15 protein-coding genes are annotated in these 13,353 nt (G+C 47.7%); 7 read left to right on the top strand and 8 right to left on the bottom strand.

The features are described 5' to 3' along the window. The 7 genes from HXW94_RS20285 to HXW94_RS19415 form a co-directional block, all read left to right on the top strand. The coding region (locus HXW94_RS20285; RefSeq protein WP_178365663.1) for a zinc ribbon domain-containing protein at positions 1-101 on the top strand (101 nt) is incomplete at its 5' end. Between the two features lie 152 nt (positions 102-253). After that, positions 254-874, top strand: a complete 621-nt coding sequence (locus tag HXW94_RS04300; RefSeq protein ID WP_178365662.1) for an MBL fold metallo-hydrolase — start codon at positions 254-256, stop codon at positions 872-874. Then, entirely contained in the window at positions 874-3,126 is a 2,253-nt protein-coding gene (gene pabB, locus HXW94_RS04295; protein ID WP_178365661.1) for an aminodeoxychorismate synthase component I, read from the top strand. The genes HXW94_RS04300 and pabB overlap by 1 nt, the downstream gene beginning before the upstream one ends. A 114-nt stretch (positions 3,127-3,240) precedes the next feature. Next, entirely contained in the window at positions 3,241-3,951 is a 711-nt protein-coding gene (locus HXW94_RS19800; RefSeq protein WP_268815255.1) for an OS_HP2 family (seleno)protein, read from the top strand. Between the two features lie 18 nt (positions 3,952-3,969). Continuing rightward, positions 3,970-4,611, top strand: coding sequence for an HAD family hydrolase (locus HXW94_RS04280; protein ID WP_178365658.1), 642 nt, complete (start codon positions 3,970-3,972; stop codon positions 4,609-4,611). Positions 4,612-4,730: 119 nt separating this feature from the next. Further along, entirely contained in the window at positions 4,731-6,008 is a 1,278-nt protein-coding gene (gene sat / locus HXW94_RS04275) for a sulfate adenylyltransferase (protein WP_178365657.1), read from the top strand. A 142-nt stretch (positions 6,009-6,150) separates the two neighbouring features. Next, on the top strand, positions 6,151-6,609 hold the full coding sequence (locus HXW94_RS19415; RefSeq protein ID WP_246293728.1) for a YecA family protein: 459 nt from the start codon (positions 6,151-6,153) through the stop codon (positions 6,607-6,609). A 7-nt stretch (positions 6,610-6,616) separates the two neighbouring features. Here the strand turns inward: HXW94_RS19415 and HXW94_RS04265 are convergent, their stop codons facing one another. The 8 genes from HXW94_RS04265 to rimM form a co-directional block, all read right to left on the bottom strand. Next, entirely contained in the window at positions 6,617-8,893 is a 2,277-nt protein-coding gene (locus HXW94_RS04265) for an inorganic phosphate transporter (protein WP_178365656.1), read from the bottom strand. A 362-nt stretch (positions 8,894-9,255) separates the two neighbouring features. Then, positions 9,256-10,107 carry a 16S rRNA (cytidine(1402)-2'-O)-methyltransferase gene (gene rsmI, locus HXW94_RS04260; RefSeq protein WP_178365655.1) on the bottom strand — a complete coding sequence of 284 codons (852 nt, stop codon included), beginning with the start codon at positions 10,105-10,107 and terminating at the stop codon, positions 9,256-9,258. Between the two features lies 1 nt (position 10,108). Further along, a complete protein-coding gene (locus HXW94_RS04255; RefSeq protein ID WP_178365654.1) occupies positions 10,109-10,483 on the bottom strand; it encodes a YraN family protein in 375 nt (124 codons plus the stop codon). Beyond that, positions 10,480-11,073 carry a ribonuclease HII gene (locus tag HXW94_RS04250; protein WP_425484211.1) on the bottom strand — a complete coding sequence of 198 codons (594 nt, stop codon included), beginning with the start codon at positions 11,071-11,073 and terminating at the stop codon, positions 10,480-10,482. The genes HXW94_RS04255 and HXW94_RS04250 overlap by 4 nt, the downstream gene beginning before the upstream one ends. A gap of 25 nt (positions 11,074-11,098) precedes the next feature. Beyond that, positions 11,099-11,452, bottom strand: a complete 354-nt coding sequence (gene rplS / locus HXW94_RS04245; RefSeq protein WP_178365652.1) for a 50S ribosomal protein L19 — start codon at positions 11,450-11,452, stop codon at positions 11,099-11,101. Between the two features lie 20 nt (positions 11,453-11,472). Next, positions 11,473-12,036 (bottom strand): RNA methyltransferase, encoded by a 564-nt coding sequence (locus HXW94_RS04240; RefSeq protein ID WP_178365651.1) that lies wholly within the window; start codon positions 12,034-12,036, stop codon positions 11,473-11,475. Positions 12,037-12,047: 11 nt separating this feature from the next. After that, positions 12,048-12,800: a tRNA (guanosine(37)-N1)-methyltransferase TrmD gene (gene trmD / locus HXW94_RS04235; protein ID WP_178365650.1), complete on the bottom strand. Its 753-nt coding sequence runs from the start codon at positions 12,798-12,800 to the stop codon at positions 12,048-12,050. 8 nt (positions 12,801-12,808) lie between these two features. Then, entirely contained in the window at positions 12,809-13,351 is a 543-nt protein-coding gene (gene rimM / locus HXW94_RS04230) for a ribosome maturation factor RimM (protein WP_178365649.1), read from the bottom strand. Positions 13,352-13,353: the final 2 nt, after the last annotated feature.

Here is a 13,353-nt window from a genome sequence, read left to right as displayed (position 1 = left end):
CGGATCGAACATTTATATGTCCGGCGTGCGGATTCAAGCTGGATAGAGATGAAAACGCAGCCCGGAACCTGGAACAGTATCCGGTTTTATCGGCTGCATAATAATAACAATACCGTAGGTTCTACGGAATTTTAAGCCTGTGGAGAGGAAATGAGACCTAAGCAGTTTGTTCGGGCACACTCTATGAAGCAGGAATTTCTCATCATTCATACTCAATAGGTAAGAATGAGTAAGAAGAAAGGAACAGGATCTTTTGATTATACGAAAACTTGAAGTCGGCCCGATCATGGCAAATTGCTATATTGTGGGATGTGAAGAGACAAAACAGGCTGCTGTCATTGACCCGGGCGATGATGCCGACCGGATACTCATGACCCTTGCCGAAGCTGAACTGAAGGCGAAATATTTGATCAATACCCATGGCCATTTTGACCATGTTGGGGCAAACAAGCGAATGAAGGACGCGACAGGTGCTCAGATTGCCGTTCATCCTGATGATGAACCCATGCTTTCGGACCTGTCCAAGCATGCTGCCATGTTCGGTCTTAAGACAGAAAATTCCCCGTCGGCCGACATTCATCTCAAAGACGGCGAGACAATCACCTTTGGCAATATTACTTTTGAAGTGATTCACACCCCGGGGCATTCACCCGGGGGCATCTGTCTTTACACGCCGGGCCACCTGTTTGTCGGAGACACCCTTTTTATGGGTTCAATCGGACGCACCGACCTTCCCGGCGGCGATCATGCTACCCTGATATCTTCCATTAAAACAAAATTACTGAATTTGGACGAAAAGACTATTGTCTATCCCGGACATGGGCCTGAGACCTCCATTGCCAATGAAAAGCGGATGAATCCCTTTCTCAGATAATGTCTGAAAAATTTTTTTTACCCCGGATCACCGACATTGTGATCCGGGGTTTAAATTTTGATCTGCCATTTGAGCATGCCGCTGCCCGATTCTCTCAGCAGGAAGGATCGGTGGTGCTTTTGTCCGGATCTGATCAGGATTGTGCCCGGTACCATATTCTTGCCGTCGATCCTTGGCTGACGATGCGGGGAACGGGAAACACAATCTGTATTAAAGTCAAAGAGTCTAATGGGGAATTTGTCTGTCATAACACAGAACAGGATCCTTTTGATCTAGTTGATACCCTGGTAAAAAAAAATGCCTTTTTTGATAAGACATTCAATCTACCTGTGACCGCCGGCCTGTTCGGCTATTTTGCCTATGATCTGAAAGACAAACTAGAAGACCTTCCCAAGACCTGTGTGGGCAATGATTTGCCTGATATCTGTCTGTATGCGCCGACCGTCATTTTGATCCAGGATCGAAAAACGTGTGAAAACCGGCTCTGTTTGCCGGTGTTTGACCGGGATAGGGGGAAAAAAGATATTCTGGCCAGGGAAGCATTTTTTGTCAATCGGCTTGAACAATCCCGCCAGCCCGGCACCTTCTGCGCTGACGGCACAGGCCTTGTCTCGTCATTTACTAAACCGGAATATCTGTCCGCCGTATCACAGATTATTGAGCATTTAAGGCAGGGGGATATCTACCAGGCCAATCTCTCACAGCGTTTTGAAACCGGTTTCAGCGGTGATGCCTATGCCCTGTTTTTAACGTTGTTTGAAAAAAATCCCGCCCCCTTTTTCGCCTTTGTCCAGGCCGGGGACCACCAGGTGGTCTCCACGTCGCCCGAGCGCTTTCTCAAAGTTGAGGACCGGACTGTTGAAACACGGCCCATCAAGGGAACCATTGCCCGGGGGAACACGCCTGAACAGGACGGGGAAATCGCGAAAATCTTATCCCTGAGTACCAAAGATGATGCTGAACTGACCATGATTGTGGACTTGATGCGCAATGATCTGTCCCGGGTCTCAGACCATGATTCGGTGGCGGTGACAGCCCACAAGCGTTTGGAGCCCTATGACAATGTGTTTCATCTGCTATCTGTGGTTAAAGGTCATCTGAAAACGGGTGTTTCCTGTGCTGACGTACTCCGGGCCGCCTTTCCAGGGGGCTCCATCACCGGTTGTCCCAAGATCCGCGCCATGGAGATTATTGACGCACTCGAACCTGTAAAGCGCCATGTATATACCGGTTCCATTGGATACTTAAGCTTTCATGGCACGATGGATCTCTCCATTGCCATTCGCACTGCCGTGGTCCATGACGGGCGGCTGACTTTTTCCGTGGGCGGCGGCGTGGTCTATGATTCAGATCCCCAAAAAGAGTTTGAAGAGACCCTGGCCAAGGGAAAAACCCTGATGGATACCCTGGCACAAGGGACGGCCCAAGATATTGAAAAACCGATCATCGCCTGGGTAAACGGCCGCTTTGTGCCCCGGAATCTTGCCTGGGTGCCGGCTGATATCACAGGTGTTTTATACGGGGCCGGACTGTTCGAAACCATCCGGGTGGACGCGGGAATTCCCATTCGACTGTCCGAACATATCCGGCGGCTGCAACAATCTTGGGGATCTGTGTTTGGGGGAACTTTGCCGGATATCTGCTGGGAATCCGTTATCGAACAGTTGATTTTCCAAAACGGGTTTGAACAAAAGACCTGCGCGGTCAAGCTTGTGGCGGCAAAGGATGACCGGCCGGGGCGGCATGTATTTGCTGCCGCCTTTATCCGCACCTATGTACATCGCCTTGACCTGCTTAATAAAAAAGGCCTTGATCTGGTTACCTTTCCCAATGCCCGGCACTCATTTCTGGCAGACCATAAAACGATGAATTACCTGTTCTACGACCTGGCGCGAGCCTTTGCCCTGGATCATGGCGCGGATGAAGCCCTGATTTTAAATTCAGACAACACTGTATCTGAAACAAATACCTGTAACATCCTGGCCCTGGATGGGAAAAATATGGTGGTGCCGGCTTCCAGTTATGTACTCAATGGCATAACGCTTAAATGCGTAATGCACATTATGGCAAAAAAAGGGTTCAGTGTAACCCGGGCGTCTATGGATCTTGAAACGTTTTGCGCATTGCCGTACATGTTTGTGACCAATGCACTCATGGGAATGGTTCCGGTCCGGCGCATTGACCATACGACGTTGGATATGGATAATTTGCTTTGCCGTCAGGTGAATAAAATTCTTTTCTCTACGTGCTGAACCTGACCAATTGGTAATCTCGATTTTTATCCGCAATGAATGTGCAACCTTGAATTTAACGATCGAATAGGCTATTTTCTCTATTTGTTGGTAAAAAAATATGGATAAAAAAAAATGAAATCTGTTAATTTTATAATTATTTTTGCATGTTTGGTTATTTTTGCGGTACCGGTGTATGTCTCTGCGGGTCCTGTCGCCGTGCCTGTGGCCCCCTCTTTTGAGTTTGAGCCCGTGCTTGAAGGAGCGCTTTTAACCCATGATTTTATAATAAAGAATCAAGGGGATACCCCCCTGAACATTACCAGTGTTCGGCCGCCCTGAGGCTGCGACAAAAAAGCTTATGACAGGCAGATTCCCCCGGGCGGGGAAGGAAAAATCACCATTGGCGTCAAGACCGCAGGATATGGCGGACGCCGGTTGATGAAAAATATTCTGGTTAAAACCGATGATCCTGAGAACAAAAAGTTTTATTTGAAAATTGCCGGTAACGTCAAAGAGATTGTCAAAATCAGTCCCAGCACTGTGAGTTTGAGCGGGGTGGCCGGTCAGACCTTAAGTGACGTGGTCACCATTGAACCGGTGCAGGCGGATGAATTAAAAATCCTTGACATGAAACTTAGGTATAATAAGCAGATAAAGGCTGAACTGATTGCGCCCGGTCCGGGGGAAAAAAATTGGCAGGTCAGGATCTCCTGTTATTCCGACCATTCCGCGGATATATATGATTTTATTACACTGACAACAGACAATCCCAATAAATCGCATTTGAGAATCAGGGTATATGCCGTTTTTGAAAAGGCAGCACCTATGGATGAAAAAGAGTGATTTAAGGAATCTAAAATAATGGATACAGGCGAAATTAAGGCAGTTGTGTTTGACTGCGACGGTGTTATGTTCGATACGGCCATGGCTAACCGTAAATTTTATAGTGATGTTCTGGCCGGTTTTAACAAACCACCCATTGACGATGAACAGTTTATAAACATTCATATGATGACGGTAAAGGCCGCGGTGGAATATCTTTTTCCGGAAATGGATGACCACCGGCCTGTATACAATATGATTAAAGAGATCGGCTATGCAAGCGTGATCCCCTTGATGCTGATGGAACCCGGCCTGGTTGACTTGCTTGATGCCATAAAGCAGGCGGGTCTGGTTCGCGGTGTGGCCACGAATCGAACCAATACCATGGGGCGTGTACTTATTGAACACAAGCTGAAAAAATCATTTGATATTATTGTCACGGCATCTGATGTGGCCAATCCCAAACCCTTCCCTGATCAGCTTGAAAAAATTATGGGGGCTTATGAACTGCTGCCCCGGCAGATTGTGTTCATCGGGGATTCCATTTACGATGAAAAAGCGGCTGAATCGGCCGGAACGTGGTTTATTGCATTTAAGCAGCCCGGGCTGCAAGCCCATGCCCATGCCGTATCCATGGATGAGGTAGGGGAACTGTTGAAGTTAAGCAAATATAAGTCTTGACAAATAAGCCAATCATCATTAAATCTTACAAGATTTTTAAATAAAATTGAAGTCAGGTGCCGGATCAAGGCATTTGACACCCATAACAGCAGTTAACCATAGATAAGGAGATGAGGTATATGTCTAAACTAGTTGCACCCCATGGCGGAAAAGGTCTTGTATGCTGCAAGCTTGAAGGCGCAGAACTGGAAGCTGAACTGAAAAAAGCCGAAGGTCTGAAAAAAATTGAAATTTCTTCCCAGGTTAAAGGCGACCTGATCATGCTGGGTATTGGCGGTTTCTCTCCGCTGAACGGCTTCATGACCAAAGCTGACTGGAAAGGTGTTTGTGAAGACTTCCTGCTGGCTGACGGTACTTTCTGGCCGGTTCCCGTTATGCTCGACGCTGCTGCTGATGCTGCTGCAGACGTTAATGTCGGTGATGAAATCACCTTGGAAAAAGATGGTGAAATTTATGCCACCATGAAGGTCGAAGAAAAATTCGAGATGACCGAGGACGAGAAAAAATGGGAATGTGAAAAAGTCTACAAAGGTCATGGCGAAGAGTCTGAAGATGACGTATTCTGGAAAATCGCCATGGAAGATCATCCCGGCGTTCAGATGGTTATGGCCAGAAAAGAATTTTGCCTGGCAGGTCCTGTAAAAGTCCTCTCCGAAGGCGAGTTCCCCGAAAAATTCAAAGGTGTTTATCTGACACCCAAAGAAACCCGGGCGATCATGGATGAAAAAGGCTGGGCCAACGTTGCTTCCATGCAGTTGAGAAACCCCATGCACAGATCCCATGAACATCTGTGCAAGATCGCCCTTGACGTATGCGACGGCGTTCTGATTCACTCTCTGATCGGTAACCTGAAACCCGGCGACATCCCCGCAGACGTACGTATCAAATGCATTGACACCCTGATCAAGGGTTACTTTGTACCTGAGCATGTTATTAACGCCGGATATCCCCTGGACATGAGATATGCCGGTCCCCGTGAAGCCCTGCTGCATGCCACCTTCCGTCAGAACTACGGTGTTAACAAAATGATCATCGGCCGTGACCATGCCGGCGTTGGTGACTTCTACACCCTGTTTGAAGCACAGGAAATTTTTGATACCATCCCCATGCCTGAAGATGACGGCAAACGTCTGCTGTGCGAACCGCTGAAAATTGACTGGACCTTCTACTGCTACAAATGCGACGGCATGGCCTCCATGAGAACCTGCCCCCATGGCAAAGACGACCGTGTTATCCTCTCCGGTACCAAACTGCGTCACGCCCTGTCCAACAACGAACCCGTTGTTGATCACTTTGGTCGTGATGAAGTTCTGGCTATCCTTAGAGAATACTATGCCAGCCTGACCGAAAAGGTTGAAGTAAAACTGCAGAGTCATGCAGAAGGTTCCAAGATGTAAGTTAAGGATTTCCCTTAGCTGACATCCATTTTGTGATGTAAATAAAAGCGGCCCCTTCCTTGATTGGAAAGGGTCGTTTTTATTTGTTTGGCAGAAAAAAAATTAGATTAACTAGTTTAGCCGGGGATTAAAAAATAAAAAGATGAGGACGTTTATCTGGATTTTGTTTGTGCTGTTTTTGGTGGTATCGGCAGTGATTTTGCCAACCCTCCTGTTCCTTGGGGTCGGATATATATTTTCCATTATTTTGCCGTTGAATCTTTTTGAAAACGCTATTATTGCTATTGGGTCAACCTTTGTTGTGGCGTTTTGTATAGGCGTTATAATAGTCGGCATACAAATGTCTCAACATGATCTATTCATTCCTCACAGGCATCTGGACGAGGCGTTTGATGATGATGACTATGATGATGATGACTATGATGATGATGACTATGATGATGATGACTATGATGATGATGAAGACTATGAAGAAGACGACTATGAAGACGGGAACACAGGCAATTCAGCATTGGTTGCTAAGAATACGCCTAAGATTGGAAGAAACGAACTCTGCCCGTGTGGAAGCGGGCTCAAGTATAAGCGTTGTTGCGGAAAATAAAAAAAGATCAATCTAAGTGCAAGTTTCTGCAGGTATCGGCAGCGTCTTTTGGGGGCAGAGCCTCATTAAATATTTCAAGCAGCTTGACGGTTTGTTTGGCCATCATGACGCAATTACCGGAAATGGCATAGTACATGATGCTCAAACGTGTCTTTGAGGAGGCTTCGCTGATTCTGGCGATCTGATTGGCATTATATTCATCCACAATATCCTTAAGATAGTGGAACCTTGTGGCGATGTGGTTACAGTCCACAATATCCTTCTTATTAAATGCGATTTCCACCTGCTCAAGGATATAAAGAATTTCTGTTTTAATCTCCTTGAGTTCCTCTATCTGGGCTGGTAAAAGCCCTTTGTGCCGGTTGGCCACATGCCGGGTGGATCTGATCACGATGTCCCTGTATCCGTCGTTAAGTTTTTGAAGACGCCGGATAATCTGGTAATAGTTGAACGACCCCTTGTGGTCCCCACGCTGCAGGAGCCGCAGCACTTTAAAAATATTTGCGATGATGATATTGCTGTGTACCTGGAACTGCTTGACTTTCCTGCGATGCGTCCTTAAGGTGTCCAAATCCTCTTGAAACAGCGCATCAAACGCAGACCCTAAAGAGCGTCTTATGCCTTGAAGATGAAGGGCAATGTGGTCAAAGGTTGCTGAAACAGAAGACTGGAAATCCTCTACCTTTTCAAGATGGTAAATGGTGATCTCTTCTTTGGTTTTTTCATGGTCTTCATGGTACTTTTTGTTTCTGCGGATCATGAAAAATATAAAAATCATCAGGCAGACCACGCCGTACATTTTGAAATGATAAATGATATTGCCGCAGATAAACGACGCCACAAAGGCAATCAGGGCAGTCATAAACCAGCCACCGATCACTGTTAAAACGCCGGTGACACGGTATACGGCGCTTTCCCGGCCCCATGCCTGGTCGGAAAAGGAAGAACCCATGGCAACCATAAACGTCACATAAGTGGTGGATAAAGGCAATTTTAAGGATGTGGCCATGGAGACCACGGCAGAGGCCACCATCAGATTTACAGACGCACGCAGCAGATCAAAGGATGGCTTTTTCATTCCCCCGACATGCTTGTCTTCGGAAATCGGGTTGATTCTTTCGGCCACAACTCTGCTGATACCAGGTGGTGCGATGGCTTTGACAGAGGTAAACAGGCTGTGGAACAGGTTGACAATACGTCTGGAAAGCCAGACAGATTCAAACCGCTCCATGCCTTCATCCTGTTGCCCTAGGTTGATTTCTGTTTCTGACACTGTCCTTGCCCGGCGTGATACCCATAAAGTTACTACCATGATGGCACCCGCAATGAGCATAATAAAGGTCTGGGTATGAACTTTTCCTCCCAGTGCCGCCATGGTGATGTTCATGGGATCAGATGAGGCCAGAGCCGTTTTAAAGGCGTTCAGGCCTGCCAGGGGCACACCGATAAAATTGACAAGATCGTTGGCGGCAAAAGCCATGGCCAGAGCAAACGTACCCACAAGGACAATGGGCTTAAGAATATTTATTTTGAATACGCTGATCATAATTTGAAGGATGATGGCTGAGATTATGAAAAGAGCGCCCATGATAGTAAATGAGTGGCTTTTTATCCATGTCACCATCTGTGGATCCATGAACGTGGCCCCTTTGGCCCCTTTGACAAGGATGAAAAAAGTAATAACGGTCAGGGCAACACCGCCCCATAGCGCACCGTAATACGTCAGCCGTTTTTCATAATTAAAGGTAAAGATAAGCCTGGATATAAACTGAACCAGTGCGCCTGAGGCAAATGCCACGATAATGGATAATAATATCCCCAGGACGATTGTGATGGCTTTGGTTGAGTTGATATAATCCAAAAGCCCGAGACCTGAATCGGCATGGGCGGCAAGTTTTATCATGGACAAGGCCACGGCAGCCCCGAGTAATTCAAATACAATGGATACTGTCGTGGAGGTGGGCAGACCATGTGTGTTGAAAAGATCTAAAAGCAGGACATCCGTGAGCATAACTGCCAGAAATATGGTCAGCAGTTCGGGCATGTTAAATAGTTCGGGATGAAAAATACCTTTCCGGGCAACCTCCATCATGCCTGCAGAAAAAGTAACGCCGGTCAGAATGCCAATACTGGCAATCATCATGATTATTCTGAAAGGTGCTGCCTTGGACCCGATTGAAGAGTTTAAAAAATTAACCGCATCATTGGTGACCCCGACAATCAAGTCAAAAATTGCAAACAGGAGCAGCATCCCTACAATGACATAGCATATTTCAATGCTCATGATCGTTTCTTTCCTTTGTGAACGTTGGAGATCTATGGGCCGGCCGATATCGGCCTGTTTTATCAGAATCGCAATTCTAACACTATTCTCATTATTTGCTAATATTTTGCTTCTTTATAAGGCTTTTGACCCTGATTTGGCAAGGGCTTTATCAAATTGTAAAGGGGAAGGGTCTCTATTTTATGGGGGATTGGTTCCAACGTCGGCCGCTGTAGGGGCAGGCCACCGTGCCTGCCCGAATGAGGGCAACCACACAGAGATTGTCCCTAAGAAAGATGACCTACAATAGCATCAAAGCCGTTTTTATGTGTTGTTTGTGGTGGTTTAAGTTTTTAAAGCAGGTGGAGGGGCGGGGTAGATGTTTAAGAACGATTTTTCAGGGCTAAAATCATGGCATAAATTTGGGATTTAGGGCAGTTTGCAAGTTTGGATATTTTTTTTGCAAGTTCACCGGTCCCCATATTCTGATTCAGGCCATCCATGATCATGGCTTCAATTTGATCTAAAGACAGGTCGACTGACTGTTCATCCGCACCTTTAATGAAAAGAACACATTCGCCTTTGATGGTTGCCCGTGCCCCGAGAGTCGATAGAATCAATGATAGGGGACCACGGATAAATTCCTCATACTGTTTTGTCAATTCCCTGGCAAGACAGGCCTGGCGGTCGCCAAACGCCGTTATCGCCGAAGATATCAGCCGAATAACCCGCCGGGGGGATTCATAAAATATCAGTGTTGCCTTGTGATGGGCGGCATCATTGAGAAAATTGTCCAGACGGCCCTGTTTTTTAGGCGGAAAGCCCAGGAAAATAAAGGAGTCGGTGGGCAGGCCGGATGCGCTTAATCCGGTAATTGCAGCATTGCATCCGGGGACCGGCACAATGGGGATGCCTTTTTCTCCGGCCTGGGAAACCAGACGATAACCTGGATCAGAAATTAAAGGTGTGCCGGCATCGCTGATCAAAGCGATTGTGGTGCCGTTTTCAAGCCGTTGGATCAAATCCTGAGCGCTTTGGGTTTCATTGTGCTCGTGGCAGGCAATTGTGGGGGTTGTGATGCCGTAATGACCTAATAATTTTTTTGAATGACGGGTGTCCTCGGCTGCAATCAGGTCCACTTCATTTAGAATGCGTACTGCCCGGAATGTCATATCCTCAAGGTTGCCTAAAGGCGTTGAGACAATATAAAGCGTAGCATAAAGAGCGCCGGACATGTTAACATCCTTGAAAGGCATTGGGGATTAGCATGATGTCACAGGCGGTGTGCGAATGATCCTTGTATAACACTTCCACCACATCAAATCGGACCCGGGTATTGATTATTTTATTCAGGCTCAGGTAGTACTGGGCACCTATGATAATTTTTTTCTGTTTGGCTGTTGTTACACCTTCCCGGGGCAGGCCTTTTTTAACGCCTGTCCGGGTTTTGACTTCAACAAAACACAGCGTTTCATTGTCTTTTGCAATGATATCGATTTCAAACTGTGGGGTTGAATAATTGGATGCCAATATTTTATATCCCCGGGACAAAAGAAACTGCCGGGCAACCAGCTCTCCCTTTTTTCCAAGCTGTTTTCCCCCAAAGCTCATATATCCTTTACACCTTTGAAGTTTCTGCGATGAATCGGGCAGGGACCATGGGTCAGAATCGCCTCTTTGTGGGCTTTGGTCGGATAGCCTTTATGGCGCTTAAAGCCATATTCCGGATATTGTAAGTCAAGGTCTGCCATGATCCGGTCCCGGGTGACCTTGGCCAGAATGGAGGCTGCTGCAATGGACAGGCTCAACGTATCCCCTTTAATGATAGAACGCTGCTCTATGGTGCTGTCTATGGTAAACCTGCCGTCAATAAGCAGATAATCCGGTGTCAGCTTGAGGTCTTCAACCGCTCGTTTCATGGAAAGCAGGGATGCCTGCAGAATATTGATCTGGTCAATCTCCTCATGGTCGGCCAAGCCGATGCCAAAGGCAACGGCATGTTTTTGGATCACTGGAAAAAGCGCTTCTCTTTTTTTTTCGGAAAGTTTTTTAGAATCATTGATGCCGGGCACATCAAACTTGTCAGGCAGTACCACCGCCGCAGACACGACAGGGCCGGCAAGGGGTCCCCTGCCGGCCTCATCAATACCTGCAATCATTTTATATCCGTTCAACATGGCCTGTTTTTCAAAGGTCAGCATGTCGGTTGGCGCGTTATCCCAGGTATCAGGCAAAGCGTTTTTCTTTGATTCTTGCCGCTTTGCCGCGCAGATTTTTCAAATAGTAAAGCTTGGATCTTCTTACACGTCCCCGGGTGACCACGTCAACTTTGTCAATGGCGGGAGAATACAGCGGGAAGATTCTTTCAACACCTACGCCGCCGGAAATTTTTCGAACGGTGAAGCGGGCATTGGAAAGGCCTTTGGTTTTTTTGATAACCACACCCTGGAAGATCTGGATACGTTCTTTTTCACCTTCCCTGATTTTTACATGAACCTTTACGGTATCCCCGGAGTCGAAATCCGGGATATCAAGGCGCATTTGTTCTCTTTCAATTTTCTGGATTAGATTTGCTGTCATGTTTTCTTCCTTCTATTTTTTCAGCCGTTTATTAATCTGTCTAAATATATGGATGCCGCGGACCGGACACTCAGGTGATTATATGATCCTGCCCCTTGTATGGGTTCAAGGATATGGTCACATTGGTTGATCACTTCCGGTGCCAGTCCCCATGCCGTGCCGAATACAATCACATGGGGGGCATTACCCTTCAATTCCTGTCCAAGCGTTCTGCAACTGCGTGTGGGGCCCGGGGGAGTGGCGCTGGTAGCCACTTTTACCACGGCCTGCCCCGGTCCCTGTTCATTTTCTATATCATTGCAGACTGCTTCAAATGTATCCGCCACCCGGATTCGTTCAATGGCGGATTTTCGTGCCGGATTAACCGTTCCCCCATGACCATGGGTCCAGTGGTCCATAATCTGGGAGGCCAGTTTTTTTTGGTCTGTATATGGGGTGACCACGTAATAGGCCTTTACGCCGAATGTCCGGCCTGCCCGGGCAATGTCATGCAGATCCATGTTAGTCAAGGCTGATCCTGTGATGTGCCCATTTTTATTAACCACCGGGTAGTGGATCAATGCCAGGTAAAGCGGTGCATTCATTTATCGTACACTCATTTATAAATCAGGGCCTCAAGTTCCCGGCACCACTGCCGCAAAATCTTTTTTTCTTCATTGTCCGGCATCCGGGTTTCAAACAGCTCCGGGCGTTTGATGAAGGTGCGTTCCAGGGCTGAGCGCCTGCGCCACTGCCGGATTTTTTCATGGTTGCCGGACAAGAGTACCCCGGGTACGGCCACGTCCTCATATACCTCGGGGCGGGTGTACTGGGCATATTCCAGCCGGTTGTCCATAAACGATTCACATCGGGAGGATTCATGGCTTCCCAACACCCCGGGGATTATTCTGGCAACGGCGTCAATCACTGCCATGGCAGCAATCTCTCCGCCGGTCATCACAAAATCCCCCACGCAGATCTCTTCATCCACCTGGCGGGCGTAGACCCGCTCGTCAATCCCCTCGTACCGGCCGCAGATCAGAATCAAATCCTGTCGGGCTGCGGCAAGTTCACAGGCCCGGGACTGGGTAAAGGGGTTGCCCTGGGGGCTTAAACACACCACCCAGGGCTCGCTTGAGGTCTGTCTGGCAGAATCAATGGCTTTTTCCAAAGGCCCCGGCATCATTACCATGCCGCTTCCGCCGCCATAGGGGCGGTCATCCACGCTGTTATGCCGATCCGAAGCAAAATCCCGGATATTGATGCTGTCAGCGCTGATAACCTTCCGGCTCAAAGCCCTGGCCATCATGCCGTTGGCAAAAAAGGCCTCCAGAAATTCCGGAAACAGTGTCAGTACGGTAAACTTCATGGCCAAAATCAGTCCGTGATAAACCCTTCGGGCAGCTCGGTTGTAATCACACCGGTGTCAAGGTTTACATCTTTGACAAACACTGCATTCATCGGGATCAGCACTTCCTGTTTGCCCTGGGGCGTTTTATCCGTAACAACCAGGATGTCATCTGCGCCTGTGGGAAAAAGTTGTTCTACTTTTCCAAGTTCCCCGTCACAGGTATCCACAACCGTCAATCCAATCAGATCCTGCCAGTACCAGGTCTCTTCATCCAGGTCCGGCAGGTTGTTTTTATCAACCAGGACAAGTTTTCCCACAAGGGCTTCCGAGGCGTCCCGGGTAGTGACCCCGTCAAGGGTTAACAGCACCCCTTTTTTATACCTGCCGGTCCGGGTTATTACATATTTCCGGCCGGGGTCCAGAGGATCCTCATCATTTTTAAGCACCACGACAAGCCCTTGGGTAAAGGTATCGGGCGACTGGGCCCAGGACCACACTTTAAGGTTCCCCCCAAGGCCGTGAACGCCCGTGACCTTGCCAATGGTCAACCAGGTGTTCGAATATTCCATGG

The sequence above is a fragment of the Desulfobacter latus genome (assembly GCF_013389365.1).
In the GTDB taxonomy this organism is placed as follows: domain Bacteria; phylum Desulfobacterota; class Desulfobacteria; order Desulfobacterales; family Desulfobacteraceae; genus Desulfobacter; species Desulfobacter latus.
The sequence above is the reverse complement of the archived record's forward strand: the minus strand, read 5'-3'. Positions and strand labels throughout refer to the sequence as shown.